This window comes from Bacillus sp. V3-13, assembly GCF_002860165.1.
Lineage (GTDB): Bacteria > Bacillota > Bacilli > Bacillales > Cytobacillaceae > Bacillus_BJ.
Window position 1 is genome coordinate 1 of the sequence record NZ_PGUZ01000053.1, and the last position, 26,999, is coordinate 26,999.

Annotated in this window: 25 protein-coding genes and 1 pseudogene; 17 read left to right on the forward strand and 9 right to left on the reverse strand. The window is 43.8% G+C overall.

Features of this window, described 5'->3' with window-relative positions; genetic code table 11:
- Positions 1-247: pseudogene (locus CU633_RS17415) on the reverse strand (hypothetical protein); the annotation flags it as partial.
- A 267-nt stretch (positions 248-514) separates the two neighbouring features.
- On the opposite strand from CU633_RS17415, the gene CU633_RS17420 reads away from it, so the two are divergent.
- Positions 515-898: a hypothetical protein gene (locus CU633_RS17420; RefSeq protein ID WP_257958971.1), complete on the forward strand. Its 384-nt coding sequence runs from the start codon at positions 515-517 to the stop codon at positions 896-898.
- 137 nt (positions 899-1,035) lie between these two features.
- On the forward strand, positions 1,036-1,254 hold the full coding sequence (locus tag CU633_RS17425) for an alpha/beta-type small acid-soluble spore protein (RefSeq protein ID WP_101661855.1): 219 nt from the start codon (positions 1,036-1,038) through the stop codon (positions 1,252-1,254).
- Positions 1,255-1,363: 109 nt separating this feature from the next.
- Here the strand turns inward: CU633_RS17425 and CU633_RS22960 are convergent, their stop codons facing one another.
- Positions 1,364-1,507 carry a hypothetical protein gene (locus CU633_RS22960; RefSeq protein ID WP_180955017.1) on the reverse strand — a complete coding sequence of 48 codons (144 nt, stop codon included), beginning with the start codon at positions 1,505-1,507 and terminating at the stop codon, positions 1,364-1,366.
- 473 nt (positions 1,508-1,980) lie between these two features.
- Between CU633_RS22960 and CU633_RS17430 the strand changes: the two genes are divergently transcribed.
- The 7 genes from CU633_RS17430 (at position 1,981) to CU633_RS17460 (ending at position 11,002) form a co-directional block, all read left to right on the forward strand.
- Entirely contained in the window at positions 1,981-2,685 is a 705-nt protein-coding gene (locus CU633_RS17430; RefSeq protein WP_101661856.1) for a FadR/GntR family transcriptional regulator, read from the forward strand.
- 90 nt (positions 2,686-2,775) lie between these two features.
- Positions 2,776-4,101, forward strand: coding sequence for an FAD-binding oxidoreductase (locus tag CU633_RS17435; RefSeq protein ID WP_101661857.1), 1,326 nt, complete (start codon positions 2,776-2,778; stop codon positions 4,099-4,101).
- 2 nt (positions 4,102-4,103) lie between these two features.
- On the forward strand, positions 4,104-5,462 hold the full coding sequence (locus CU633_RS17440; RefSeq protein ID WP_101661858.1) for a (Fe-S)-binding protein: 1,359 nt from the start codon (positions 4,104-4,106) through the stop codon (positions 5,460-5,462).
- Positions 5,462-6,919 (forward strand): FAD-linked oxidase C-terminal domain-containing protein, encoded by a 1,458-nt coding sequence (locus CU633_RS17445; protein WP_101661859.1) that lies wholly within the window; start codon positions 5,462-5,464, stop codon positions 6,917-6,919. The genes CU633_RS17440 and CU633_RS17445 overlap by 1 nt, the downstream gene beginning before the upstream one ends.
- 194 nt (positions 6,920-7,113) lie before the next feature.
- A complete protein-coding gene (locus tag CU633_RS17450; RefSeq protein WP_101661860.1) occupies positions 7,114-9,288 on the forward strand; it encodes a malate synthase G in 2,175 nt (724 codons plus the stop codon).
- An 85-nt stretch (positions 9,289-9,373) separates the two neighbouring features.
- Entirely contained in the window at positions 9,374-10,156 is a 783-nt protein-coding gene (locus CU633_RS17455; protein WP_101661861.1) for a fumarylacetoacetate hydrolase family protein, read from the forward strand.
- A gap of 69 nt (positions 10,157-10,225) precedes the next feature.
- Positions 10,226-11,002: an IclR family transcriptional regulator gene (locus tag CU633_RS17460; RefSeq protein WP_101661862.1), complete on the forward strand. Its 777-nt coding sequence runs from the start codon at positions 10,226-10,228 to the stop codon at positions 11,000-11,002.
- A 108-nt stretch (positions 11,003-11,110) separates the two neighbouring features.
- On the opposite strand, the gene CU633_RS17465 is transcribed toward CU633_RS17460, so the two are convergent.
- From CU633_RS17465 to CU633_RS17475, 3 genes are all read right to left on the reverse strand, one after another.
- Positions 11,111-11,344 carry a hypothetical protein gene (locus tag CU633_RS17465; protein WP_101661863.1) on the reverse strand — a complete coding sequence of 78 codons (234 nt, stop codon included), beginning with the start codon at positions 11,342-11,344 and terminating at the stop codon, positions 11,111-11,113.
- A gap of 99 nt (positions 11,345-11,443) precedes the next feature.
- The gene (locus tag CU633_RS17470) at positions 11,444-11,569 is read right to left on the reverse strand and encodes a 3-methyladenine DNA glycosylase (protein WP_101661864.1); all 126 of its coding nucleotides are present in this window, start codon (positions 11,567-11,569) and stop codon (positions 11,444-11,446) included.
- 91 nt (positions 11,570-11,660) lie between these two features.
- Positions 11,661-12,476 carry a UTP--glucose-1-phosphate uridylyltransferase gene (locus CU633_RS17475; RefSeq protein WP_101661865.1) on the reverse strand — a complete coding sequence of 272 codons (816 nt, stop codon included), beginning with the start codon at positions 12,474-12,476 and terminating at the stop codon, positions 11,661-11,663.
- A 175-nt stretch (positions 12,477-12,651) separates the two neighbouring features.
- Here CU633_RS17475 and CU633_RS17480 point away from each other — a divergent pair, with 175 nt between their 5' ends.
- The 3 genes from CU633_RS17480 to CU633_RS17490 are packed head-to-tail and all read left to right on the forward strand — an operon-like array spanning position 12,652 to position 16,036.
- Complete coding sequence (locus CU633_RS17480) at positions 12,652-13,941, forward strand: UDP-glucose dehydrogenase family protein (RefSeq protein WP_101661866.1); 1,290 nt, start codon at positions 12,652-12,654, stop codon at positions 13,939-13,941.
- Positions 13,938-14,897 carry an NAD-dependent epimerase/dehydratase family protein gene (locus CU633_RS17485; RefSeq protein WP_101661867.1) on the forward strand — a complete coding sequence of 320 codons (960 nt, stop codon included), beginning with the start codon at positions 13,938-13,940 and terminating at the stop codon, positions 14,895-14,897. Before CU633_RS17480 ends, CU633_RS17485 begins: the two co-directional genes overlap by 4 nt.
- Complete coding sequence (locus CU633_RS17490) at positions 14,894-16,036, forward strand: glycosyltransferase family 4 protein (protein WP_101661868.1); 1,143 nt, start codon at positions 14,894-14,896, stop codon at positions 16,034-16,036. The genes CU633_RS17485 and CU633_RS17490 overlap by 4 nt, the downstream gene beginning before the upstream one ends.
- Positions 16,037-16,123: 87 nt before the next feature.
- Here the strand turns inward: CU633_RS17490 and CU633_RS17495 are convergent, their stop codons facing one another.
- The 4 genes from CU633_RS17495 to CU633_RS17510 all read right to left on the reverse strand — a co-directional run bounded on the left by CU633_RS17495 (position 16,124) and on the right by CU633_RS17510 (position 19,284).
- The gene (locus tag CU633_RS17495; RefSeq protein WP_101661869.1) at positions 16,124-16,525 is read right to left on the reverse strand and encodes a hypothetical protein; all 402 of its coding nucleotides are present in this window, start codon (positions 16,523-16,525) and stop codon (positions 16,124-16,126) included.
- Between the two features lie 86 nt (positions 16,526-16,611).
- Positions 16,612-17,067, reverse strand: coding sequence for a hypothetical protein (locus CU633_RS17500; RefSeq protein WP_101661870.1), 456 nt, complete (start codon positions 17,065-17,067; stop codon positions 16,612-16,614).
- Entirely contained in the window at positions 17,060-18,127 is a 1,068-nt protein-coding gene (locus CU633_RS17505) for a CotS family spore coat protein (protein WP_101661871.1), read from the reverse strand. The genes CU633_RS17500 and CU633_RS17505 overlap by 8 nt, the downstream gene beginning before the upstream one ends.
- Positions 18,128-18,144: 17 nt before the next feature.
- Positions 18,145-19,284: a glycosyltransferase family 4 protein gene (locus CU633_RS17510; protein WP_101661872.1), complete on the reverse strand. Its 1,140-nt coding sequence runs from the start codon at positions 19,282-19,284 to the stop codon at positions 18,145-18,147.
- 220 nt (positions 19,285-19,504) lie between these two features.
- Between CU633_RS17510 and CU633_RS17515 the strand changes: the two genes are divergently transcribed.
- The 5 genes from CU633_RS17515 to CU633_RS17535 all read left to right on the forward strand — a co-directional run bounded on the left by CU633_RS17515 (position 19,505) and on the right by CU633_RS17535 (position 26,991).
- Complete coding sequence (locus tag CU633_RS17515) at positions 19,505-20,575, forward strand: CotS family spore coat protein (protein ID WP_257958976.1); 1,071 nt, start codon at positions 19,505-19,507, stop codon at positions 20,573-20,575.
- A gap of 275 nt (positions 20,576-20,850) precedes the next feature.
- Positions 20,851-21,666 carry a cyanophycinase gene (locus CU633_RS17520; protein WP_101661873.1) on the forward strand — a complete coding sequence of 272 codons (816 nt, stop codon included), beginning with the start codon at positions 20,851-20,853 and terminating at the stop codon, positions 21,664-21,666.
- Entirely contained in the window at positions 21,663-24,293 is a 2,631-nt protein-coding gene (gene cphA / locus CU633_RS17525; protein ID WP_101661874.1) for a cyanophycin synthetase, read from the forward strand. Before CU633_RS17520 ends, cphA begins: the two co-directional genes overlap by 4 nt.
- A gap of 154 nt (positions 24,294-24,447) precedes the next feature.
- Positions 24,448-25,173: a protein-glutamine gamma-glutamyltransferase gene (locus tag CU633_RS17530; protein ID WP_257958978.1), complete on the forward strand. Its 726-nt coding sequence runs from the start codon at positions 24,448-24,450 to the stop codon at positions 25,171-25,173.
- Between the two features lie 342 nt (positions 25,174-25,515).
- The gene (locus tag CU633_RS17535; RefSeq protein WP_101661875.1) at positions 25,516-26,991 is read left to right on the forward strand and encodes a UDP-N-acetylmuramoyl-L-alanyl-D-glutamate--2,6-diaminopimelate ligase; all 1,476 of its coding nucleotides are present in this window, start codon (positions 25,516-25,518) and stop codon (positions 26,989-26,991) included.
- Positions 26,992-26,999 lie beyond the last annotated feature (8 nt).

Below are 26,999 nucleotides of genomic sequence, written 5' to 3' on the forward strand. Positions count from 1 at the left end.
CCATTTGAGGCGAACCTTGCATGCCGCGTCTTATCTGAAAACCATCTTGCAAGCCTCCAGCCACCATGCCGCCTTGCAAGCCTCCAGCTTGCTGGGTGAAACCGTCTCCCACCATGGTTCCAAAGATATCCTGTCTTACCTGATTGGCATCAGTACCGGCAAATCCCGGTTGAAAGACGGCTTGTGGACCCATAGCGCCGACACCGTATTGTCCTTGTCTTCCTACTTGTTGAGCTGCTTGATACATTCTCATTCCTCCTTGAATTGTGTTAAGCAACAACTATAGATTTCGTTTTATTTTATTTTTTATACCCTTTTTTTTATTTTTTTCGAATCAGCATTTAGGCGATTTGCGCTTCTCAAAAACATTTACTCTTAATATGGAAGAAACGATTCTGCACTAATATCATTTTGCGGTCAGAATCATATATTTCGTGAAACAATGCGCGACATAATGCTTGTGAAAGAACTTATCTTTAGCTGTATATGTTTATCATCATGACGTCCGGGAGAAATGATTCCAAAAACCGTGCTAAATTTTTTGCATAAGTTTTTTGAACAAGGGTCATGCTATCTTTTGGATGCTTATTACAAAACAGTCATGGAGGAATTAAAAATGCCACACCGAATTCAACAAGCAGCACAACAAGTTCAGGTCCAGCTTCAACAAATTCAACAGATTGCCCGCCAGCTTCAGTTCCAGGAACAGCGTAACGCACAACAACTTCAACAATTGCAGGCACAAACAGGTATGCAAATGCAAGCTTATCCTCAAGATGGTATAGCCAGCCAACTTCAGTATTTGACTATTGCAGAACAAAATGCTACTCAATTATGCCAGCAAATTGAACTGATGGCCCGTCAGCTTCAGCAACAACAATATGGGCAAATGCTGTAAAACAGGACAATCACAAAATAGGACAGAAGTTAAGCCATGAACATTTGTTCCTGGCTTCTTTAGCGTGCTCCAATATTTACAAGGTATGAGTAATTTTTTTTGATGAGAAATTAAGAACAGAGAAGGAGGTGAAGTATATGGCGAGAAGAAGTGGCGGAAATCGAAGCCTTTTGGTTCAAGGGGCTCAACAAGCCATCGATCAATTGAAATACGAAATTGCTACTGAATTCGGGGTCCAACTTGGGGCCGATCAACTCTCACGCGTTAACGGCTCTGTTGGTGGAGAAATCACAAAACGGCTTGTAGCAACAGCTCAGTCACAATTAGCAAGCCAATCCGGAACAACAACAAGATAATTTAGCGATAGATCACCGAACTGGTTTGAAAATTAAATAGCCACGAAATGGCTTTGGCTACCTAAATGATAAGGTAGCCTTCAGCTTGTGCCGCGTGTCCCAACCCGGCTTAATCTTCTATTAATGCCTCGCATAAAAGAACGATGTCTTTATAAATATGCTGTTGGATATTTGGATCACTGCACTTTTTATATTCGTCCAATAAATTTCCAATTTCTTTAATATAAAGTAAATGATCATATTCTGTAACCATAGATAAAAAACTCCTGATCATGAAAAAAGTCCTATTTTAATGATAATAACATGGTTCCGATACGCCCACAATGATTTTCCCTAATCACTATAGATGTTTGCTTCAAAAACTAAATATAACAAAATCAAAAAAAGATCAAATTGAGTTTTAAACCATGTTGAAAAGATAAAATCATGTTTGAAGTTGAAAAAGACTTTAATAGGAAAATAGTCGTATGTTATTAACAAGCCCAATGTTTTAATACCCAGAGCTGCAAAAAAGTAAACCTCCTTTTATGAAATAGCCGAACTCGTCAAGAAAAGAGAGCAAACTGCTCTCTTTTTCAATTAAAAAAACCAGTATTCAAGCAACTGATTTCAAATTATTTCGTAAATTCTAAATATTGATTGAAAATAAATAAAAAAGATGTTTTAATAAATTGTAAGCGGTAACATGTCGGATATGTGATATGTGAAAGGAATGGAGGCGAGGTTGTGAATGTAGAAAAAATACCAACGAAGAAAGTCTCTGAATTAGTTGTCGAAGGAATTGAAAAGCTGATTGACTCAGGTGAGTTTCAAGCGGGCGAAAAACTTCCTTCTGTCCGCGAACTTTGTGATCTGTTCGGTGTGGGACGATCGGCAGTCCGTGATGCGATTACTACTCTTAAAGGAAAAGGAACTGTTTTTGTAAAGCAGGGGGAAGGCACTTATATTTGTGAATTTGACACGTCGAAATTATTCAACCATCGGATGGCAATCCCAAGTAACTATGATATTGGCAAACTGTTTGAAGTAAGAAAATTATTGGAACCGGGCATCGCTGGAATGGCTGCTTCAAATCGTTCCACCGAAAATTTGCGCGAGATGGAAGATGCGATATTCAATCAAACAGCCATTGAATGGGAAGCTGATTACCAATTTCATCTGGCGATTGCCAAATCCTCCGGAAATGAAATATTGATTGAGCTGCTGCACATGATTGCTGCAACGACAAAAAAAGCAATGATAGATTTTCATCATTATATTCAAACAAATCCATCAACTGTAATTAAAATTAAGAAACAGCATAAACAAATTTATGAAGCAATTAAAGTGCAAGATCCTGACGCAGCCAACCGGGTTATGATCCGGCATTTGGACTTTGTCGAAAACGAACTTTTGAAAAGCAAAATTCACCGGCACTCAACAGGATTGTAAATCAGGATAAGATTAGCAGGCGAAAAGATGTCATTTTTAGCGAATGGCAGAAAACGTTGTTTGTTACTACGAAACAAGGAGGTGGCAGATTTGCTTACGGCAGAATTATTAACAGATTTGAAAGCGATTTTACCTGAAGAACGAATAATGATGGATTCGAATCCAGGTCATTATTTTGGAAATGGCGGACAATGTCATGTGTTCCCGGTTTCAGAGGAAGAAATCTCAGCTGTTTTAAAGTATGCGAATGATCATCGAAAAAAAGTGGCGATTGAGGGCGGAGGCACGAAGAGAGGGTTTGGCGGCTTAACGAAAGCTTGTGATATTCTCCTGTCTTTAGCAAATTATAAAGGGATTGTCGAGCATACTGCCGGCGACATGACCTTAACCGTTAAAGCAGGTACTACATTTAAGGAAATACAGGATTATTTAAAGCCCTATAAGCAAAGAATTGCGCTGGATCCAGCATTGCCAGAACTTGCAACAATCGGCGGTATTATTGCTGCGAACGAAAGCGGTCCCAAGCGGCTTGGCTACGGATCTGCACGGGACGCAGTTATCGGACTCCGCATTGTTTATCCCGACGGGTCGGTTATCCGCACAGGGGGGAAAGTTGTGAAAAATGTCGCCGGTTATGATATGAACAAATTGTTTATCGGTGCAATGGGGACGCTTGGCGTTGTTTCAGAAGTGACCGTAAAGCTCCGTCCCATTGCAAAATTCGAAAGTCTGATTCTCATTTCCTTTCCAAATGGAAGTGATGAAGAGATTCGGCAATTTGTGATTCGCCTGCTCGACTCAACGATGGAGCCCGTCTCACTTGAACTACTGAACCCCTCATTATCAGCCAGGCTAATCGGACGCAAGCATAACACGGTGGCAATCAGTCTTGAGGATGTTGAAAGCTCTGTCTATTATCAAGAACATTATATTAAAAGCATTAAGCCGGCAGATACTGATCTTCAAGTTCTTCAACAATCAGCAGCACGGGCGTTTTGGGATCAGTTTTATGCGATCGCCCCGAATGGAACACGCACCCCTGATGGTAACAGCACAGAAGCTGCTGTGAAAATCGGTGTGGTCAACCTTGATGTTCTTAACGTCATCAAAGAAAGCGTGCTTTTGCAAGAGTCTTACAATCTGAAAATCGAAGCGCACGGCGGATTCGGGCATGGATTGTGCCATATAAACTTAAGCGGGGGAAGCGAAGATGTCGTTGCGGCTATTGATCAATTAAGAGACTATGTTTCAAACTTGAGCGGCTATGTGGTTGTGAAACATTTGCCTTTTGCTCTTCGCCAGCAAGTTGATGTTTGGGGTGGTAAGCCTTCATATTTCTTCCTGTTGGAAGGAATAAAGGAAAAGATTGATCCGAACAGAGTTCTCAATCCGAATCGGTTCGTGGGAGGGATATAAAAATGAGTTTAAGAGAGTTTGATTTAACTCAGGACCCGGCTTGTACATCAAAAAGCTTAAGCAATTACCTTTGGAATGATCATCCTGATGAAAATAAATGGGCGGATTGTGTTCACTGTGGAATGTGTTTAGAGTCGTGCCCAACCTATGAACTGACCGGCCAGGAGCAACACTCGCCGCGCGGACGAGTCCACTTGATTAAATCAGTGGCCGAAGGAAAGCTCGAGGTAAATGAACAATTTATGGACCCTGTTTTTGCCTGTCTGGATTGTCGCGCATGTACAACGGCCTGTCCTGCAGATGTTGATGTTGGCGGCCTGATCGAAGAGGCACGCGGACAAATTCGCCAGGCGATGCCGCTTTCGGGCTGGAAAGGAATGGTCAGCAAGTTTTTTCTCCAAGGTTTATTTCCCCACCATAACCGCTTGAACTCTCTCGGAAGCCTGTTGAAATTTTACCAAAAAAGCGGCATTCAAAAGGCTGTCCGCAAAACGAAGCTGATTAATGTGATGCCCCGGCATTTTGCTGAAATGGAAGCGATCATGCCGGAAATCAAAGAGCCGGTCCGTAAAAAATACAAAGATGAACGCATCATTAAAGCGAAGGGTGAAACAAAGAATGAAGTGGCTTTTTTGACGGGCTGCGTCATGGATGTGATGTTCAGCGATATTAATCAAGCAACGATTAATGTTTTAACGCGCAATGGAAACGACGTCATAATCCCAAACGAGCAAACATGCTGCGGGGCGCTCCATGTCCACGCCGGCGACAGGGAAACAGGGAGGAAGCTGGCAAAACAAAACATCGAAGCTTTCAAAGATTCCGATAAAGTAATTGTGAATGCGGCCGGCTGTGGCTGCATGCTGAAGGAGTATCCCGAGCTGTTCAGGGAAGACCCGGAATGGCATGAGAAAGCAAAAGAGTTTTCCGCCAAGGTTGAGGATATTGCAAAATATCATCATGATGCCGGGTATGAGAAACCAAAAGCAGCCATCAACACAAGGATCACCTACCATGATGCATGCCACCTCGCACATGGCCAGGGAGTGCGCACTGAACCGCGCAACATCCTGCTCGATATTCCTGGTGTCGAAATGGTCCATATGCCGAATGCTGACCGCTGCTGCGGGAGTGCCGGCATTTACAATATTACCAATCCGGAAATGGCGGGTGCCGTCCTCGACAGCAAAATGGAGAATGTTCCTGATGACGTTGAGATGATTTCAATGGGGAACCCGGGTTGCATGCTGCAAATGGCAATTGGCGTCCAAAAGTACGGCAGGAATCAAAAAATTGTCCATACTGTCCAGCTGCTCGATTGGGCGTATCAAAAAGAAGCGGAGCTGGAGGGGGAAAAGTAATGGCTGTTAAAGGGTTAAAAACAAACGATCCTCATATTCAAGGTTTGGCAAGCATTGTCGGTGACAGCTGCTCGATCCTTTACCATAAAGAGGACCTGCTTGCCTACGATTGCGATGGCTTTACGATTCATAAGCATTTGCCGAAAGCGGTAGTTTTCCCAAAGAATACAGAGGAAGTGGCAAAGCTCGTTAAATACTGCTCAAAGCACCAATTGCCTTTTCTCGCACGGGGGGCCGGCACGGGTTTAAGTGGCGGGGCAATCCCGATCAATGGCGAGGTCATCATTAGCCTGGCAAGAATGAAACGGCTGTTAAGCGTGGACCTCGAGAACCGGCGTGCGGTAGTTGAACCCGGTTTTGTGAACTTAAAGCTGACGAATTCGATTTCTGATAAAGGTTATTATTATGCGCCGGATCCATCAAGCCAATACTGCTGTACCATTGGCGGAAATGTTGCTGAAAATGCCGGAGGGGCCCACTGTTTAAAATACGGGGTTACGACCAATCATATTCTCGGATTGGAGGTCGTTCTGCCAAACGGGGAAATCATTGAATTAGGACAGAATGGAATTCCTGATGCACCTGGATACGATTTGCTCGGGCTGTTAACGGGATCTGAAGGGACGCTCGGGATCGTCACAAAAATAACCGTGCGGATTTTGAAAAATCCGGAAGCAAAACAAACGGTGCTTGCTTATTTTGATCGTGTATCAGATGGAAGCCAGGCTGTTTCCGATATTATCTCGGCAGGTATCGTTCCGGCTGCCCTTGAAATGATGGATAAAACAGCAATCGAGGCTGTCGAAGCAGCTGCCTTTCCTGTCGGGCACCCGAAAGACATTGCCGCGCTATTGTTGATTGAGGTTGATGGAATTTCTGCCGGGATCGATGAGCAAATCAACCAAATTCTTCAGGTCTGCAAAAACAGAAACGTCCGTGAAGTGAGAGCCGCCCGCGACGAACTCGAAAGAGCGCGCTGGTGGGCAAACCGCAAAACCGGATTTGGTGCAATGGGCGCGATATCGCCAGATTATCTGGTCCAGGACGGAGTGATTCCGCGCAGCAAGCTGCCGGAAGTATTAAGCAGGATCAATCAGATCAGTGAAGAATCAGGTCTGCGTATCGCCAATATTTTTCATGCCGGAGACGGCAATTTGCATCCGCTTGTTCTTTTTGATGCGCGTAAGCCGGGTGAAACAGAAAAGGCGCTTGAGGCTGGCAGTGCATGTCTGCAAGCGTGCGCCGCTGTTGGCGGGACGATCACGGGTGAACACGGCGTTGGCATTGAAAAAAGAGAGGAGATGCGCTTTGTTTTTAGCGATGCTGAAATAAAAGCACAGACAGATATTCGCGAAGTATTCAATCCTGAAAATCTCTTAAATGCCGGAAAGTTGTTTCCATCCCCGGCGCGCTGTGTGGAAATAAAGACAGAAATGAAAGCAGCGGCGAGCTCATAATTCGAATTTAAGAAATTTTAAGAAAAATATTGAAATACAGAAAGGTTCCATGATATTCTTTTTTTAAAGAATGTTTGAAACAGCGTTTCGTAATAACAAACAAAAAGATGGCAGCTTGTTTAATCTTTATCTTAATAAAGTTATCGTTTGTTTGAAAGCGCTGTCTAAAGACATGTTAAGGAGGAAGCAATTGAATGACGGACTATGTAAAAACAGGCAATCTACAGGTAGCTCGCGTTTTCTATGAGTTTATTAATTCAGAGGCCCTGCCGGAAAGCGGCGTCGACCAGCACCAATTTTGGTCCGATCTGGATGATCTGGTTCGCGATTTGACTCCAAAAAACAGAGAATTATTGGCCCGCCGCGATGAGATCCAGGCTAAAATTAATCGCTGGCATCGCGAAAATAGCTTTGATTTTGATCAATATAAAGCCTTTTTGGAGGAAATCGGTTACCTGGAACCTGAAGCGGACGATTTTCAGATTACGACTTCAAAGGTAGATGATGAAGTTGCTGTTCAAGCCGGACCGCAATTGGTTGTCCCGGTCAATAACGGCCGTTATGCCATTAACGCTGCCAATGCCCGCTGGGGAAGCCTGTACGATGCCCTTTATGGCACGGATGCGATTAGCGAAGAAGATGGCGCCACGCTTGGCGGAGCATACAATCCGGTCCGCGGTGAGAAGGTCATTGCATTTGCCAGAAACTTTCTTGACCAGGCCGCACCGCTAAGAGCGGCATCACATCGGGATGTCACCCGCTATGCGATTGTTGAAGGAAAACTATCGGCGTCTCTCAAAGACGGCCAAACAACGGGGCTTAAAGATGAAGAAAAGCTTGCCGGCTATCAGGGAGATCAGGAAAACCCATCAGCCGTTTTGCTGAAAAATAACGGGCTCCACTTTGAAATTCAAATCGACCGCAGTCATCCAATCGGCAAAACAGACCAAGCGGGCGTAAAAGACATTCTTGTCGAAGCGGCGCTGACGACAATTATGGATTGCGAGGACTCGGTGACGGCTGTGGATGCTGAAGATAAGGTGCTCGTATACCGCAATTGGCTTGGCTTGATGAGGGGAGATTTATCAGCCACCTTCACAAAAGGAAATAAAGAGATGACCCGTACTTTGAATCCTGACCGCAATTATGTTTCCCCCACCGGAGAAGAATTTACTTTATCCGGTCGTTCGTTGATGTTTGTCCGCAACGTTGGGCACTTGATGACCAATGATGCGATTCTTGATCAGGATGGAACCGAGATCCAGGAAGGGATTCTTGATACAGTCATTACGAGCCTGCTTGCCAAGCATTCCTTGTTAGGGAACGGACCATATCAAAACTCTTCAAAAGGATCGGTTTATATTGTTAAACCGAAAATGCACGGTTCAGAGGAAGTGGCTTTTGCCAATGAACTGTTTGACCGGGTTGAAGATATGCTCGGCCTGGAACGGAATACGCTTAAAATTGGTGTGATGGACGAGGAACGCCGCACTACATTGAACTTGAAAGCTTGTATTCGTGAGGTAAAAGACAGGATTGTCTTCATCAACACCGGTTTCCTCGATCGGACCGGCGATGAAATCCACACTTCGATGGAAGCAGGCCCAATGATCCGCAAGAATGATATGAAATCTTCCAAGTGGCTGGAAGGTTATGAAAAATCAAATGTCATCACTGGATTGTCAAGCGGCTTCCAGGGACGCGCCCAGGTTGGCAAAGGAATGTGGGCAATGCCGGACATGATGGACGAAATGCTGAAGCAGAAATCCGGACATTTAAAAGCTGGTGCGAATACAGCCTGGGTTCCTTCACCAACTGCAGCGACCTTGCATGCCCTTCACTATCATCAAGTGGATGTAGGAGAAGTGCAAAAGGAGCTTATGAAAGAAAACAGCGACCTGCGGGATGATATTTTGCAAATACCGGTCGAAAAAAATCCTCAGTGGAGCAAAGAAGAAATTCAGCAGGAACTGGATAACAACGCCCAGGGAATTCTCGGTTATGTTGTCCGCTGGGTGGAGCAGGGAATTGGCTGCTCCAAAGTACCGGATATTAACAATGTCGCGCTGATGGAAGACAGGGCCACACTGCGTATATCCAGCCAGCACGTCGCCAACTGGCTTCACCACGGAATTTGTACGAAAGAACAAGTGATGGAAACTTTGCAGCGGATGGCGAAGGTAGTCGATAAGCAAAACAGCGGCGATCCGGAATACCGGCCAATGGCTCCGGACTATGACAGCTCTGTAGCATTTCAGGCAGCCTGTGATTTGGTTTTTAAAGGGTATGAACAGCCAAACGGCTACACCGAACCGATCCTGCACCGCCGCCGTATCGAAGCGAAGGCCAAGTTTGCAGTAAAACAATAGATTTATAAGATATCAGGGCATTCTATTCGCTTAGGATGCCCTATCTTGTAATAACGAAAAGATACAATTGGAAAGGGGCACAATCATGAAGTTTACTAGATTTGCAGTCAATTCTTCCGTTTACACAGGAGTGATCCGGGAAGACGTGATCAGCGAAATTAACGGTGATATATTTGGAGAATGGGAATACACAGGTACAACCTTTTCAAAAAACGACGTTCGGCTTCTCGCCCCATTAATTCCGAATCAAATTATTGGAATCGGTGCGAATTACGTGGAAAAAGTTGATGAGCTTCCAAATGAACTGCCGGAAATACCGGTGTTTTTCTTTAAACCAACCTCATCGGTTATCGGTCCAGATGAGGAAATCGTCATACCAGCAGGGATTGATGAAGTGAAATTCGAATCCGAATTAGCCGTTGTGATCGGGAAAGAAGCAAAGAATATACCCGAATCCGATGTATTGGATTATGTTTTTGGGTACACAGTTGGCAACGATGTAACAGCACCGCAATTTTTTCATCGTGACGGCCATTGGACAATCGGTAAATCGTTTGACACGTTTACTCCGTTGGGCCCGGTGATTGAAACTGAACTTGATCCTTTTTCGGTCAGGGTAGAAGCAAAGTTGAACAATGTTGAAAAACAAAACAGTGCAACAGAGCTAATGATTGTACCGATTCGGAAAATGATTTCCTATCTGACAAATGTCATGACATTAAAACCGGGAGATGTTATTTTAACAGGCAGTCCGGTTGGAGCCGAGTTCGTCAAAGCAGGCGATGTCATCCGCTGTGAGATAAAAGAAATTGGAGCACTGCAAAACACATTTGCCGCTGCAAAAGAAAGAGCAGGAACTTGCCAATAGGCTGCGAAAGCCTTCATGGGTTTGTGCTATAATATTTGCAAGAAAGCGCCGCACTAGAGGTGAGTGATGATGGAACGAGAGAATGTGGTTAAATCCGTGAGCCGGGCGCTGGATATCATTACCCTTATCAGTTCGAAAAAAGGCGGGCTCGGTGTTACGGAGATAGCCAATCAAATCGACATTAATAAAAGCTCTGTCTACCGGATCCTGTCGACGCTTGTCCAATACGGATATGTGGAGCAGGATCAGGAAACGGGCCGCTATAAGCTAGGCTACAAATTTTTGGAAGTGAGTTCAAAACTGCTTGAGTCAATTGACCTTAGAGCCGAAGCAAAACCGTATTTACAGGAATTAGAAAATGAAACAAATGAGGTCATTCATCTCGTTGTCTATGATCAAGGTGAAGTTGTTTATATTGAAAAATTAGAAGGAAATGAAACGCTGCGAATGCATTCGAAGGTTGGCAAAAGAGCCCCAATGCATTGTACCTCAGTAGGAAAAGCGATCCTCGCCCATTTGCCTTCAAATATTGTTCTGGATATTATAGGCCGCAAAGGGATGCCTGCGCATACAAACAAAACGATTACAGATAAGGAAGTGTTTCTCAAGGAACTGGCGCAAGTAAAGCAAAACGGCTATGCTCTTGATCTGGAAGAAAATGAGTATGGCATTACCTGTATCGCGGTGCCAATCTTTGACCATTTAGGGCGGGTCATTGCCGCTGTCAGCATCTCCGGGCCAACGATGCGAATGGCCGACGAACGGCTTGAACAGCTAAAGGTGAGAATGCTGAAAACAGGCCGGCGAATTTCGGCACGGCTTGGATTTGTAAGCAAAATTAGCTGACAGGTTTGCCAAATTCATTGGATCTACAATATAAAAGCTTCCTTCGTGTTCGTAAGGAAGCTGTTTTTACATCTTAAGGAAATCCGCCGGGAAAAGCTACGAGCTACTCTATTTATCAACTTGATAATCTGCTTTGTATTTTTCCTCGGTCGATGAGTTTTGCTTTGTTTTATGATGATCCTTTTCTTCGTGCTGTTCCTGCTTTAGGTCTTCCATTGGGATCGGGTCGACGTTTTTTTCGCTTTCAAAGCGGTCAAACAAACTTTCGTTTTCAGTTGGATATTGTTCTGGATGGTCCATATTTTTCTTTAAATTAGCCAGCTCATTTTTATCCTTCGCCATCTTGTTTCCCTCCGATCTTCGTTTGTCTTCCTTTACCCGCAAAGTTCTATTAAAAACGCAGAATAAAGAAAAGCCTGTCCGAAAACAGGCTGTAAAAAGTCATTTGTTGCTTGCTTTCTCCTGGGTCTTTCCAGGCTCGCGTTGCGGTTCAATATCCTGGTTGTTTTCCTGCTTTTTGTTTTGTTCAACTGAATTATTGTCCTTGTTTTGATCTTTGCCTGTCATCCATATCAGCTCCTATGTTATATGATATATAAAATTTACCCTTTTCATCCAGTGGAAAACGGGTAAAAACAGGAAATCGGGAACAGTTGACCTAAAGCGATGCCGGTCTGTTCCTGATCATATTTTGCAGTTGAATGTATTCTTTATTTGAGCCTATATCAAAGCGCTTGCCTGCAATGACTTTTCCAAGGCATTTTTCGTGTTGGAGAAGAGATTTGATGGCGTCAGTCAGTTGGATTTCACCGCCTGCACCAGGTGTCAGATTCTCAAGATGGCTAAATATCGCAGGAGTTAAAATGTATCTTCCGAGCACGGCCAGATTGGAAGGGGGATTTTGTTTCGGCTTTTCCACAATATCGTCAAGCTTGTATATTCCCGCCTCTATTTCCGCTCCTTTAACGACTCCATAGCTTGAGAGCAAATGTGCTTCCACTTTATTTAAGCCAATGACGCTCGAATGAAACCGGGCATAATCGTCGATAAGCTGCTTCAGCCCGGGAATTCCCTCTTCAAGTATGATATCATCCGGCAGGAGAACGGCAAACGGCTCATCGCCAATAAACTTTTTCCCGATCCTGATTGCATCCCCCAACCCTTTCGCATAAGGTTGTCTCGTGTAGTAAATCTCGCCATCAGGAATTTTATATTGATCAAGGAGATGCTGTTTATTTTCCCTTTCTAAAAAAGCTTCCAGTTCAAGAGAATGATCAAAATAATCGACAATTAAATTCTTTCTTTTCGAGACGACAATTAAAATTTGGTCAATTCCCGAGCGAAAAGCTTCTTCAACAACATAGTGGATTGCGGGCTTGACACCGACGGGAAACATTTCCTTTGGAATCACTTTTGTAATTGGGAGGTTCCGGGTTCCGTATCCTGCTGCAGGTATGATCGCTTTTCTTATCAAGGCCATTTCCCCTTTTAAAAACCGTTTTTAATATAGTATTCATTAATACTCTGTTCGAAAACTTTTTTTGAAATATAAATGTTGATCCATGGAACTTTGGGCTGGATAAGAGGCACACAGCCTTCTTGTCCAGTAATACAATATATCAATGTATTGGCGGGTGGAGGGGATATGAATGAATATATGTGTGCTTGGGGCCGGCTACGTTGGGCTTACAACAACAGCTGTTCTTGCCGAATTAGGCCATAATTTAATATGTGTGGATAAGAGTTTAGAGAAGATCAAGCAGCTTCAAAAGCAGGAGCTTCCCATTTTTGAACCGGGATTGGGAGAATTGCTGATAAAAAATGAAAGAAAAATAAAATTCACGACAGAGAGCGACAAAGCGATTTCCGAATGCGATATAATTTTTATTACTGTTGGAACACCTTCTGCAGAAGGAGGGGCACCGGATTTAAGCTATATTGAGGCGGTTATCGACGATCTCGCAAAAAATATTACATCCTATAAAACAATCATTACTAAAAGCACTGTCCCACCTGGGACCAATGAATATATCATCGAAATGCTGGTCGACAAAGGGGTGAAACGCGACCTTTTTGCCGTCGTTTCGAATCCTGAATTTTTAAGAGAGGGTTCTGCCGTTTATGATATGTTCCATGCTGACAGAACAGTGGCCGGGTTGCAGAAAACCGATACGAAATCGCTGCAAATATTAAAAGCAATCTACAATGGACTTGATGCACCCTTTATCGCAACTACACTTACCGGGGCAGAAATGATCAAATATGCGAACAACGCTTTTTTAGCGATGAAAGTCTCCTTTATAAATGAAATGGCAAGAATTTGTGAAGCTTACGGAGCTGATGTCCGCGATGTAGCGAAAGGGATTGGCATGGACCGCAGAATCGGTGCGGAATTTCTGCAAGCCGGAATCGGCTTCGGCGGATCATGCTTTCCCAAGGATTTGCAGGCGCTGCAATATGCGGCTGTTTCCAAAGAAATTACCGCAAGTATTTTAGAGGCAGTACAAACGGTGAATGATACGCAATTAGAATTGTATATAAAAAAAATGAAAACAGCTTTAAAGGGGCTCACAGGAAAAAAGGCAGCGGTGCTCGGAATATCATTTAAGCCAAATACGGATGACACAAGATATTCGAAGGCAGTCGCCTTCATTGCCAAGCTAATCGAGAATGGTTGCCATGTTCACGCCTATGATCCACAAGCGCTTTTGCCGGCTGAATTATCCGGCAAAGCTGTACAGGTAAAAAGCGTAGCCGATTGTGTAGATAGGGCAGATTGCCTTGTTGTTGCGACGGAATGGCCTGAATTTATGAAGCTTGACTGGAGCCGGGTAAAAGAGCAGATGAAAGGAACGTTGATTGTTGATGGCCGAAACTGCCTTGACTCCAATTCACTTGAAAAGCTTGGATTTCATTGTATGGGAGTTGGCACGGGATGAAGGTTCTTATTACTGGAGCAGCTGGTTTTATTGGATCCCATTTATGCGAATTGCTTCTAAATAAGCAAGAAGTTGAAAAAGTGACCGGTATTGACTGTTTTATCGGTCCGACTCCGGCTGCTTTAAAAGAGGACAATATAAATCTGTTAAATCAACACCGTAAATTTAAACTTGTTAAGGCTAATCTGTTGACGATGCGTTTGGACGATCTGGTTGCGGAAGCGGATGTCGTCTATCACCTTGCAGCGATTCCCGGAGTGCGTTCAAGCTGGGGAGAAAAATTCAGCCAGTATACCGACCATAATATTCTGGCAACACAGCGGTTACTGGAGGCGTGTAAAGGCAAACAGATCGAAAAATTTGTCTATGCGTCGACTTCATCAATCTATGGCGACACGGATGGAAGGGTCGGCGAAGACCAGATGCCGCATCCGCTGTCCCCGTATGGAATAACGAAACTCGGCGGCGAGCATTTGTGCAGGGTTTATCAAAAATTTTATCAGATCCCGACTGTGATTCTCCGTTATTTTACAGTCTATGGACCGCGGCAAAGGCCGGATATGGCTTTTAGCCGGTTTATCCATCAGCTGATGAGGGGCGAGCCGTTGACCGTGTACGGTGACGGCATGCAAACACGGGATTTTACTTATATAAACGACTGTGCAATGGCAACAGCGTCTGTTATCGATAAAGAGAGTATGATTGGTGAGACCATTAATATTGGCGGAAAAGAACGTTCATCAGTTTTAGAAATTATTTCGACTTTAGAAGAAATATCCGGGAAGAAAGCAAAGCTCGTCTTTTTAAACCAGCCCGCCGGGGAACCGAGGCATACTTGGGCAGACATTTCCAAGGCGGAGAAATTGCTGCAATATAATCCGCTAACCGCTTTAAAAGAGGGACTTGAACAGGAATATCGATATTTTTTAACGAGATACAGAGATGGTTCGCTATGAAGATAGGCTATGTTTGTACAGAAAAACTCCCATCTCCGGCAGTGAAGGGCGGGGCCATCCAAATGATGATTGACGGGGTGATCCCGCATTTGCAGGAAAAACATCAGGTGACGATTTTTTCAGTTGCCGATGAGGAGCTGCTGCCTGACTATGAAAAAAATGGACAAATCGAGTATATCCGCTTTCCGCGAAAAAACTATCGCGAAAGTGTTGCCAATGAGCTGAAAAACCATCAATTTGATCTTATCCATGTCTTCAACCGGCCTCGAAATGTAAAGCTATATCAATTAGCATCGCCAAAAAGCAAAATCGTTTTAAGCCTTCATAATGATATGTTTTCCGAGAAAAAGCTATCCTGTGCCGAAGGAAAGGATGCAATCAAGTATGCTGCGAGACTCACAGCTGTAAGCCACTATATTAAGGAGAAAATTTTAGCCCGCTTTCCGGAAGCTGAAGGAAAAATCGATGTTGTTTATTCCGGAGTCGACCTTTCAAGTTACCCGCCTGTTTGGACAGAGGAGGGGGCGGCAATAAGGGCACGAATGAGGGAAACATACAATATCGGTGGGAAAAAAGTCATTTTATTTGCAGGCAGGCTGAGCAAAAACAAAGGGCCCCATCTATTAATCCATGCATTGGAAAAGCTTGTTATTGAAAACGATGATGTTGTTCTTGTCATTGCAGGTGGAAAATGGTTCAGCGATAACCGGGTAAACTCTTATGTAAAAATGCTGCACGAACTCGCTGAGCCATTAGAGGAGCATATTATTTTCACTAAATTTATCCCCCCCGAAAAAATACCCGGGATTTTCTTAATGGCTGATGTTTTTGTTTGCAGCTCGCAATGGAATGAGCCGCTGGCGAGGGTCCATTACGAAGCGATGGCAGCTGGCATACCGGTTATCACCACGAATCGCGGCGGCAATTCCGAAATCATTATCAATGGTTTTAACGGAATTGTTATTGATGATTATCAAAACCCTGACCGATTTGCCGAGGCGATTGACTATCTGCTTACCAATCGAACTGAAGCAAATCATTATGTAAAAGCAGGCCGAAAGCTCGTTGAATTGAATTTCACTTATGAGCATGTCTTTGAACGGCTTGAAAAGGTGTATATGGATGCGCTGCTTATATAAGGACAGCCCAGGAGCATCATCATTCTCCTGGGCTGTCCCTATTTACGATATAAAAATGTTTACGTCTTGCTTTATATGAACAATTGATCAGGCTTCTGTTTCATCATCATTGGATTCTTCTTCGGCATCCTCACTTGATTCATCGCCGGATTCTTCATTTTCATCAACGTTTTCTGCTTCTGCTTGCTGCTCATTGCCTGAATCTTCGCTGCTGGATTCCTCATTATCGCTTTCTTCGTCCGAATTGTCGCTGGACTCTTCATCTCCGCCTTCTTCATTTGAATCGTCGCTGGATTCTTCATTTGAATTACTGCTGGATTCTTCATCCTCAGTTTCTTCGTCTTCTGCTTCCCAGCTTAACTCATTACTTGTAGCCTCAATGCTGCCTTCTTCCTGGGCTTCTTCACCCTCTGTTTCCTCACTTGATTCGTAACTTTCCTCTTCAAGCTCCACTTCATAGTCGTTGTTGATTTCTTCATTATATCCCATTTGTATGCCTCCTAAATGTGAATGACTTTCTGTCAGAATATGCTGATACTGTTGCCTTTGTTCGTCGCCGCATGGCACATTTGCTGTTATCTCCTCAGTTCAGGCGGAATCCAGGCAGCAGTTTTTGCTTCGTTAATGATGAATCTTATTTTTATCTTTGGCCGGACTTCCTCGATCTCTTCGATAGGTTCCTCATCTGTAATTAGTTCGGTAAAGTCGATGATTGAACTTTCATCAGGCAGGTCAACATCGTCAGGTTCAGGCTCTGTATGATATTCAAGCTCCGGCTCCGCTTTGAAGTCCAGGCTTTTTACGCGGGCAGCTGGTTGCTGTGCCGGATTGGACGGATATTCAATAATTTGCTGCCCTTCCCATGTTTCAAGGCCCACTGAACTGTTCAGGTTGCTTTTTGCAATGTCAGCAGGATTTTCAAGAATATTCTGGTATTGAGAAAAACTCCATCCCATTGGTCCGGGGGGCGAGAAAGAAAATTTGGATAGTTCAAGCTTTGGAAAGCTGGAGTTTCTTCGTTTATCAGCCATTTTTCAATCCCCCACTCATGCTTTTTATTTGGCTGAAGGCTTCCGCAAAGTTATGAAGGAATGAACTTTTAGACGCTTCAACGGTTGTAATGTTTTGAAGTGCCCACATATATTTCTCGTCTGACCAGGATCGCTTTTGGCCGAGATAGTATTTATGAATGATCGAACAAAAAAGATGCGGGAAGGATAAATCTGTCCATAACACCCGGTATTGATCTTCTGTTAATGGATTGGCCGCGTCATACGCACTTAGCATATGAATAGCTAAATCATCGTCCCAGATCGACATTTTTTTCATAACTTTATTAAGGAGCACCCGTATATCCCTTGTTGGAAGGTCCTGTGTAATAGAATGCAGCTCCTTCATAAAGGCTTCACCGCCGACTTGAATTAAACGGGCAAAAGTAAAGTCTTGCTGGCAGAAGCCCCCTTCCATTAAGGCTTTTTCGGTGCTGTTAACAAATGGGGCTTCATCCAACTCCCGCAATGCATTCCAACCGCGTTCAAGCATTTGGTCAACGTGTTCAAGGAACAAGATTGAGAAGGGGTCTGCCGGCAATGATTGGGCAATCTTTTTATGACCTTCGAGCTCCTGGAGCTTCCATCTGTACAGTTTTTGCCACTTATTGACCCTGGCCCGTTTTTTGCTTTCTTCCACAGGGATATAACCCTTCGACGCCTGATAAAACAAAGCAGCGAACCTCATTGCCTGGGCAAGATGCTCTTTACTGTAGTACGTCATTTCGCTTCCTTCGGCTTTATCGTAAACAACAAAGGCATGGTTTCCAATTCCAAGGCATGAAGCGCCATTTGTCGTTTTTTGAATTGGAACGATCGGCAAGCCATTTTCATAAAGATGATTGTGGGCATCCGCTATATAGAGCATTCTTCTTGGATTCATCTCGGCTTGCTTTAAGATTTTCACTCCCTCGGCAGTGCTGATTTCCCAGGTCATCCGGCCGCTCTTATTCGAGAGAAGGACAATTTCTTCAGCATCAAAAGGGTAGTGGTCCAGTACACCTTTGAGATAACTGTCGTTTGAATGGCTCGATTCTTCCATATAACTCACCCTTTTTATCAGAATTTGATGGCTTGCCGGTAAACTTGCATGAGGTTATTTGCGACCGTTTGCCATCCGAAACCCGCTTCTACTTTTGCACGCCCGTTTTTGCCAAGCTGAAGGCGCTTTTTTGAATCGGCTAATAATTGATTTAGTCGTATAGCATACGCTTCCGGATTTTCGAAGTCATCAATGATGTATCCGTTTTTCCCTTCATCAATTACTTCGGGGTTTCCGCCTCTGTTGCTTGTTAAGATCGGCAGCCCCGCAGCCATTGCTTCATAATGGACGCGTGCAAGCGGTTCCTGCCACTGCGAAGGACAGACGAACACATCGGACATGGCGTACAGTCCCGGCATGTCCCGCGGTTTCACAAATTGGATAAAGGTCACGTTGTCTGGATATAGGGCACCCAATGTATAAAGATGCTTGACATAATTGTTTATGTCATCATCTCCAAACCATTTTGAACCGACAAAAACAAGCGTGGCATCGCGATGATTCTCCATTATTTGCGGGAGGGCTTGCAGCAAAATATGCGGCCCTTTTACTTTGCTGAGACGGCCAACAAATAGGATCACTTTTTTTTCGGCTAACCCTAACTCACCTCTGACCAGTTTGCGGGTTTTAGCGCCTTCAGACGTCCATCCCGGCTGGTATTCCCTGAGATCTACGCCCGAATAGACCGTCTTCGTTTTTACACGTGCTTCCTTAAATCTTGATGTAATTGTTTTGCCGATGTAATCGCTAACGGTGATAATTTTAGCTGCAGCTGAAATACACTGTTTACCTTCTTGATCGGATAATTTATCCGCTGCAAACATTTCGTTGTGAACGCTTAAAACGAATTGTGTCTTCGGTGCAGCTTCGGCCAGCTGATTCAGCCAGGCAGGCCGGTTGCATAAGTGGACAACATCATATTGTGCCTCGCTGATGTGGCGGGTGAGTTCTTCCAAATAACGATCTTGGTCGAAGCGAATATACTGAACGTTTGAACGTTTCTCCGTCTCGGGAAGCTCGGGGTCTTTAATTGAGATCACAGTAACATTCTCGGTTTTACCAATATAGGATGCGACCGAGTCCAGATAAATTTGAATTGCTCCACCCCTGATAGCTGGAACAGGAAGTTTTTCTGTAGCAACGAGAGCAATTTTCATTTGTTACCTCCATTCTCGCTGATATGGACGATAGGATTTCTGTTTCTACTATGATACGGGGTTTGTCAGTGCAAGGTGAGTTAATCCTTTTTAAGAAAATAAAAAAGGGCAAAAACCACAAAACAAACGTAAATTTCTAAAAAATAGTTGTACGGCCGGGGCAAGAATAGGGATTTGCCATACTTTATGTAATAAGAAGGGAAGAGGATGGTGAACACTTTTGGAGAATGAACATGATTTTGAAGGGAACAATGAACAAACTGGTGAAGCCATTTTAACTGTCGAAGAACAAGAAAAACTCACCAAACTTGCTGAATCAATGATGCAATTCTGGGATATCCCCATTACTTCGATAGAATTGATTCAAGGCGGGCAAATGGCACTGGTCTGGAAAATCCATACTCCCGGTGGTGCTGTTTGTTTAAAAAGAATCCACAGACCTGAAAAAAAAGCTCTCTTTTCAATAAATGCGCAAAATTATCTTGCTAAAAAAGGATTTCGGGTACCGGGAATTATTCCGGCAAAGGATGGCGGGCTCTTTACAAAATACGGACCGTTTTTGTTTGTTGTCTATGATTGGATTGAAGGAAGGCCGTTTGAGCTGACGGTCAAGGAAGATCTGAAATTTATTATGAAAGGGCTGGCTGAATTTCATACAGCATCCGTAGGATATAAGCCTCCCGCAGGAGTACCTGTTTTTACAAAACTTGGACGCTGGCCCAATCATTATGTAAAAAGATGCCAGCATATGGAAACTTGGAAGCTTCATGCCAAAAATTTTCCGGACGATCCTTTTTCACAGCTTTACTTAGAAGCAATCGACGAGTTTATTGCCGAAGGAAACGAAACATATAAGAAACTAATGGCATCGGATTACCCGTCCTGGACAGCAAATGTAAAAAAGGCGCCTAATCTTTGCCATCAAGACTATGGAACCGGCAACACGCTGCTCGGCAATGACGGGCAGATTTGGGTGATTGACCTTGACACCGTGTCGTTTGACTTGCCGATTCGCGACCTTAGAAAAATGATTATCCCGCTTCTGGATACAACGGGTGCATGGGATCAAGAAACATTTGATATTATGATCGATGCGTATGAGACAGTATCCCCGTTAACCGGGGAACAAAAAAGAATTATGTTTATTGATATGCTGTTCCCTTATGAACTGTATGATATTGTCCGCGAGAGATATGTCAGAAAGACCGTGATGCTTCCGGAAGAGCTGAGCGGCGCGATGGAATATGAGCGCATTAAAGCCAAAGCTTTACAATCACTTATCGGCGGATAGCATCCAATTAATTATTTTCAGGTCTGCAAATGCTGAACCTTCTGAAAAATGGAAGGTTCTTTCGTTTTTTTAGGAAACTTTCCAACTATATTTGTGAAAAAACCTTGTTTACAATGTATTTCATTTTACATTTTTGCAAATGATATTTAAAGCAATTGGTGTTAAACAATCCAAATAACTCCCAATTATTTGGGGAGTTTTTTTGTTTAAACAATCTCTGTGGCCTGGACGTGCGTGCAGAGTGCTTTTACTTAATTTAGGTTAGGTGGTCAATGATGTTTCCAGGAGAATTATTGATTATCGGCGGACATGAAGAAAAATTTAATGGAGTAGAGATTTTAAGAAAATTTGCAGAGCTCGCCGGAAAACGCAGAGGGGCAATCGGCATTTTACCGACAGCGTCGGAAATCCCGGAAGAGGTAAGTGCCGACTATATAAAAGCATTTAACAATTTGGGCATTCATGATATTAAGGTTCTTGATGTTGATTCACGCCAAAAGGCTGATAGCGATGAAATGGCCGCAATCGTGTCCGGGCTTTCTGCACTGTTTATAACGGGAGGAAACCAAAACCGGTTAACACAATTTATTGCAGGCACAAAGCTTTTCGATGCGCTTAAAGAAGCCCGGCAGCGCGGAATGGTGCTGGCAGGCACAAGTGCAGGAGCATCGATTATGGGCAGCGATATGATTGCCTCGGCTAAAACAAAAGAAAATGATAAAGGATTAAAAATAGAAATGGGCAAGGGCTTTGGCTTTCTTGAAAACTTCATCATCGACCAACATTTTTCGCAGCGGGCAAGATTCGGCCGGCTTCTTGGAGCAATTGCAGAAAACCCGGATTTGGTCGGTATCGGGATTGATGAAAATACGGCCATTTTAATAAAGGGCAGTGTGTTTAAAGTGTTTGGTGAACATCAGGTGTTTGTGATTGACGGGAAGGAAGGCCATTTAATTGATGTCGTAAAATCCGACAACGGCGGAGAAGAGCTGACAATAACAGATTTTAAGCTCCATACGTTAACAGATGGTTTCAGCTTCGATCTTTCATCCCGAAAATTAATCAACAGAAAAGAGGATAGTCAAGAATGAAAATTAACCGAGTGAGATACCTTAAAGGGCCAAATTACTTCAGCACCCGGCCTACTATGTGGATCGAACTGGACCTTGAAGAACTGGAATCACAGCCTTCACATCTGATTCCCGGTTTTAATGCTTCTCTTCTTGCCATTATGCCAACTTTAAGAAACCATACTTGCTCACTAGGTTATAAAGGCGGGTTTGTTGAACGCCTGGAAGAAGGAACATGGATGGGACATGTTCTCGAACATATGGCAATAGAACTGCAGTCAATGGCGGGTATCGCCGTAAAACGGGGTAAAACGATTACGAGTGATAAAAAAGGGATTTATTTCGTCACCTATGATTATAAAGAGCCCAAGTCAGGAGAATTCGCGTTTAGAGCTGCTGTCGAGATTATCGAACATATTCTGGCGGGATATGGGGAGATCAGCATAGAACCTTATGTTTCCGAAATTTCGCGGCTTTATTATCAAAATAAACTCGGACCAAGTACGGAAGCGATCTTTCTTGCTGCTGAAGAGGCCGGAATTCCGGTTGAACGAGTCGGTACTGAAAGTTTGCTGCGCTTGGGAACCGGTTCAAAGCAGAAATTTGTCCAGGCAACGATTACAAGCCAAACGTCGTTATTGGCTGTCGAAAATGCATGTGATAAACAAATGACAAAGTTGATTCTTTCCAGCTGCGGGATACCAGTTCCGGAGGGCGAGGTTGTTTCAACTTTTACGGAAATTTTTCAAGCTGCAGACCGGCTTGGATTTCCGCTTGTCATTAAGCCGTTAAAAGGAAGACAGGGACAAGGCGTGATCACCAATATCAAAAATAAGGATGAACTTTTTAATGTTGTAAACTGCCTGGATAAGCATGAGAAGGAGTTCATTATCGAACGTTACTATGATGGAAATGATTACAGGTTGCTGGTTATAAACGATAAATTAGTGGCAGCGAGCCTGCGCACCCCTCCGTTCGTTATTGGAAACGGAAAGGATTCAATCAGAACGTTAATTGAGCTCGAAAATCGCAACCCAAACCGCGGTGATGACCATGAGAAGCCTATGTCAAAAATACCGCTGAACTATACCGTAACCTGCTATTTGGAAAAATTTGATTTAACCCTTAACTCTGTCCCTGAAAAAGGGCAGGTGGTTCAGGTTGTCGGCAATGCCAATCTTTCGACGGGCGGACAAGCAATCGATGTAACGGACGAAGTCGATCCGGCGATAAAAGAATTGGCGCTGACATCTGCGAAAGCGTTGGGACTGGATATCGCCGGTATTGACCTGATTTGCAAAAATATCGCTAAACCGTTTAAACCAGGCGAACTCGCTGTCGTTGAAGTCAATGCGGCACCGGGCATCAGAATGCACCATTTTCCAAGCAAGGGCAAGAAACGCGATGTCGGCAAAGAAATCGTCCGCTATTTGTTTAAAACAAGGGAAGAGGCCGCGATTCCAGTCATTGCGATTACCGGAACAAATGGAAAAACGACTGCGGCAAGACTCGTAAAGCACTTTCTGGAGAGCAGCACTGTAACAGTTGGCATGTCCAATTCAGATGGTGTTTTTATTGGCAGCCAATGTGTGGAGGAAGGGGATTGCAGCGGCCCGATCAGCGCAAGAAAGATATTGCACCATCCGCAAGTCGATGCGGCTGTCCTTGAAACAGCACGAGGCGGAATCCTCCGGGAAGGGCTTGCTTTTCGGCATTGTGATGTCGGGATCGTCACGAACGTCAGTGAAGACCATCTCGGCCATGATGGCATCGAAACCTTTGACCAGCTTGTAAAATTAAAAAGGCTGATTCCGGAAGTGGTCATCAAGGGCGGGGCTTGCATTTTAAATGCAGATGACCCCCATGTAGCTTCAATGGCAAAATACACGTCAGGCACAGTCATTTATACATCTGTAACGGCATTAAATAAACATGTTCAAGCCAGAATGAGGAACGGACGCCCCGTTTGGTATGTTGATAGCGGAGGAATGATTATATATGCTGCTGAAGGGAGAAAAACAAAATTTCTTCCTGTCTCAGATATTCCGATTACGATCAATGGAACAGCGAAGCATAATATCGCCAATCTCCTTCAGGCACTGGCAGCCGCGTTTTCACAAGGAATTCCCATGGAGGAGCTAAAAGAAAAATCTTTAACGTTTCTCCCTGATTTTGATCAATCGAAAGGCCGTTTTAATAAAATCAGCAAGCGGGACAGATTGATCATTGTTGACTATGCGCATAATGTGGCAGGTTTACGTGCGATATACGATACTATTCATTCCTTTAAAAGAAACAGGCTGATAACAGTCCTCTCGGCACCAGGTGACCGGATTGATGCTGAGATCGTTGGCCTTGCAAAAGCCGCTGCCCGGCATTCCGACATTTTAGTGATCAAGGAGGATGGCGATTTACGGGGCAGAACTCCATATGAGGCAGCCAATATCATTCAAGCAACAGCGCTTCGTGAAGGAATGTCTTTGGACCAAACCTCTATTATCAGAGATGAGCTTGAAGCATTTTATGGAGCTTGGGACATATCAAAACGCGGCGACATCCTGCTCTTTTTGTATGAAGATTTCTCAAGCATCAAAAAGTTTTTTCAAAACTTTCCTGAAAAAGCAAAAACTAAAGTTAAGAAGCAATAAGCAGATTGTACGCTGAGACTTAGAAAAAAATCTAAGTCTTTTTCTTCTGGCCAATTCATCGTTTTCCAAATGAAGTCCGCTTCGTTTTCAATAAATTGTATGCCATTGATTTTGCGGGTGCATATAGTATTGAAAAAGGAGGGAACGACGAAAATTGATTAGAATTCGCTCACTGGCGTATCCCGGTCCAGATGGTTACGGTCTTAAAGATTTACAACGAGATATTTATGATGAAATGAAGAACAGCGAGGATCTCTATGTATATGATACAATCGATCAACTTCTCTTTGAAATAAAGGCCAGGGAACAGATTGTCCGTGCTTCGTATAGCCTGAACAGAAGCGGCGTTGTGTTTTCCTCTTTTAAAAAATCCCGATTCAATCCGGATTTTTGGTTATGGACGAGTAGAGGCTACCGGTTGCGGCCGGGTGTTTTGCCTTCCGACGCCATTAACGATATTTTTAACAATGGCCGCATTTATGGATTTGAATGTTCAACCGCGATCGTGATTATTTTTTACAAAGCCTTGATCGAATCGATTAATTTAAGGGCTTTTAATTATTTGTTTGCCAACTTGCTTGTGTGGGACTGGAATTATGACTGGGACCTTGGAATTACTACCCGTCCCGGCAAAAATTTTATCCCCGGAGATATCGTGTACTTTTATAATCCAGATTACCGGGAGCCGATCTGGATGGGGGAGAATGCAGTTTATTTAGGAAAAGGCAGGTATTACGGGCATGGAATTGGAGTTGCGACGGAAGCTGGGATGATTAATGCCTTAAACACGCGCCGCAGGGACGGAGCAGAGCGGTCCGCTTATTTGCTGGAGCAGCACAGCCGTTTAAACTTTAAATATTTACAGCAATTTGCCGTTTGACAGCGAACATGAAAAATGGAAGAGCATGATAAATTGGAAAGGATTTCCGATTTATCATGCTCTTCTTCTGTTTAGACATGATAATTTCCAAAAAAGTTTTATTAGATGGTGAAACACCGGGCCCTGGATTATGACAATCATCCTTAACTCCAGGTATGCAAGCATTAGACGCATTTTTAATCAGAACGTTCCGTGATACGAATTACATAGGGCTCTTAGTAAAAAAGTATTGAAGTACAAATTTCGGCATAGTTTTCAGCAGACAGGGAATAAAAAAGAAGAACAACTCTGCACATATAGACAAAATTCAACATAATTAGGGCAAGCAAGGGAGTTAAAATTATGAGATTGTCACAGCTGCTTCAGCATCTTTATGGCCGGGCCTGCGTCTCCGACATGAATTTTCGCGACGCCGAGGTATTCGGTATTGAAATGGATTCCAGACAAGTAAGACCAGGGGATGTTTTTATAGCGATAGCAGGATACGCTTCCGATGGCCATAGCTTTATCGATGAAGCGGTAAACAGGGGAGCCGTAGCGGTCATCGGGGAGAAGGATTTGAAAACAGCGGTACCTTATTTTCAAGTGATTGACAGCCGAAAGGCTTTAGGAAAGTTATCCAGTTTTTTCTACGGTATGCCTTCCCATAAACACAAAGTTATCGGCATTACCGGTACGAATGGAAAAACAACCGTAGCTTATATGCTGAGGCATATTCTTGAGACGGCAGGCCGGACTTGTTCCATGCTTGGAACCGTTTCATATATCATCAATAATGAACAGTATAAGCCGACCAATACAACTCCTGATTCACTTCAGCTTCAAAGGCTTTTGTCGTTAAGCAATGATGAGTTTGTCGTTCTTGAAATATCGTCACACGCCCTTTCCCAACACAGGGTAGAAGGGTTGGAGATAGACTATGGTGTGTTTACAAATTTAGGACATGATCATCTCGACTACCATCAAAATATGAATGATTACTTTTTGAGTAAATGTTCGATGTTTAGTCACTTAAAGGAAGACGGCAAAGCTGTTATTAACCGTCTCAATGAATGGGGAGACAAGCTTGCGGGCCTGTTAAAAACGGATGATATCCCGGTTATCACGCTCGGCAACAGCCATCGCGATTATTTGCGGATTGAAAATATCCGCCTTAATGGACAAACGCGGTTTACCCTGGATTATCAAGGAGAAAAATACGGAGTCTCACTGCAGTTTCCAGGGCTCCACAACGTCCATAATGCAGCGATCGCTTTTTTGGCGGCCTCTGATATCGGCATTGATCCCGAGACCATTTTTGCAGCGTTGGAATCGTTTAAAGGAGTACCAGGAAGATTTGAAGTGGTTGAACATCCGGAAGGGGCGAAGTTCATCATTGATTATGCCCATACGGATGATGCCATTGAGTATTGCCTGCAGGCAGCAAGGCAGCATGGTGCAACAAAAATTACCCACATTTATGGGTTCAGGGGAGCAAGGGACCGGACAAAAAGGGAAAGCATGATTGCCGCCTCCGTTAAGCTGAGCGACCGCTTTATTATGACCTTTGACGACTTAAACGGAGTAGAAGAAGACAAAATGGAACAGGAGCTGATCCATTTAAACATGCTGTACGGAAACGGCAAGGGTGAAGTCCTTCCAGACAGGACGCTTGCGATCCAAAAGGCCTGGAGCACCGCAGAGAAAGGCGAATGGGTATTCATAACCGGCAAAGGACCGGAAGAATACGAACGTCCCTTTACCCTGCCGGTTAAATCGGATAAGGACGCCTGCGAATATTTGCTTGACAGCTTTAAAGAAAAAGCCGGAATTTGTTGATTTGCATA

Coding starts and splice junctions, on each gene's coding strand:
- CU633_RS17425 (WP_101661855.1), top strand. CDS start 1,036: ATGGCGAGAAGAAGTGGCGGAAATCGAAGCCTTTTGGTTCAAGGGGCT.
- CU633_RS17465 (WP_101661863.1), bottom strand. CDS start 11,344: ATGGCGAAGGATAAAAATGAGCTGGCTAATTTAAAGAAAAATATGGAC.
- CU633_RS17455 (WP_101661861.1), top strand. CDS start 9,374: ATGAAGTTTACTAGATTTGCAGTCAATTCTTCCGTTTACACAGGAGTG.
- CU633_RS17500 (WP_101661870.1), bottom strand. CDS start 17,067: ATGGCTGATAAACGAAGAAACTCCAGCTTTCCAAAGCTTGAACTATCC.
- CU633_RS17520 (WP_101661873.1), top strand. CDS start 20,851: ATGTTTCCAGGAGAATTATTGATTATCGGCGGACATGAAGAAAAATTT.
- CU633_RS17440 (WP_101661858.1), top strand. CDS start 4,104: ATGAGTTTAAGAGAGTTTGATTTAACTCAGGACCCGGCTTGTACATCA.
- CU633_RS17445 (WP_101661859.1), top strand. CDS start 5,462: ATGGCTGTTAAAGGGTTAAAAACAAACGATCCTCATATTCAAGGTTTG.
- CU633_RS17470 (WP_101661864.1), bottom strand. CDS start 11,569: ATGACAGGCAAAGATCAAAACAAGGACAATAATTCAGTTGAACAAAAC.
- CU633_RS17495 (WP_101661869.1), bottom strand. CDS start 16,525: ATGGGATATAATGAAGAAATCAACAACGACTATGAAGTGGAGCTTGAA.
- CU633_RS17510 (WP_101661872.1), bottom strand. CDS start 19,284: ATGAAAATTGCTCTCGTTGCTACAGAAAAACTTCCTGTTCCAGCTATC.
- CU633_RS17505 (WP_101661871.1), bottom strand. CDS start 18,127: ATGGAAGAATCGAGCCATTCAAACGACAGTTATCTCAAAGGTGTACTG.
- CU633_RS17490 (WP_101661868.1), top strand. CDS start 14,894: ATGAAGATAGGCTATGTTTGTACAGAAAAACTCCCATCTCCGGCAGTG.
- CU633_RS17485 (WP_101661867.1), top strand. CDS start 13,938: ATGAAGGTTCTTATTACTGGAGCAGCTGGTTTTATTGGATCCCATTTA.
- cphA (WP_101661874.1), top strand. CDS start 21,663: ATGAAAATTAACCGAGTGAGATACCTTAAAGGGCCAAATTACTTCAGC.
- CU633_RS17460 (WP_101661862.1), top strand. CDS start 10,226: ATGGAACGAGAGAATGTGGTTAAATCCGTGAGCCGGGCGCTGGATATC.
- CU633_RS17535 (WP_101661875.1), top strand. CDS start 25,516: ATGAGATTGTCACAGCTGCTTCAGCATCTTTATGGCCGGGCCTGCGTC.
- CU633_RS17450 (WP_101661860.1), top strand. CDS start 7,114: ATGACGGACTATGTAAAAACAGGCAATCTACAGGTAGCTCGCGTTTTC.
- CU633_RS22960 (WP_180955017.1), bottom strand. CDS start 1,507: ATGGTTACAGAATATGATCATTTACTTTATATTAAAGAAATTGGAAAT.
- CU633_RS17420 (WP_257958971.1), top strand. CDS start 515: ATGATTCCAAAAACCGTGCTAAATTTTTTGCATAAGTTTTTTGAACAA.
- CU633_RS17480 (WP_101661866.1), top strand. CDS start 12,652: ATGAATATATGTGTGCTTGGGGCCGGCTACGTTGGGCTTACAACAACA.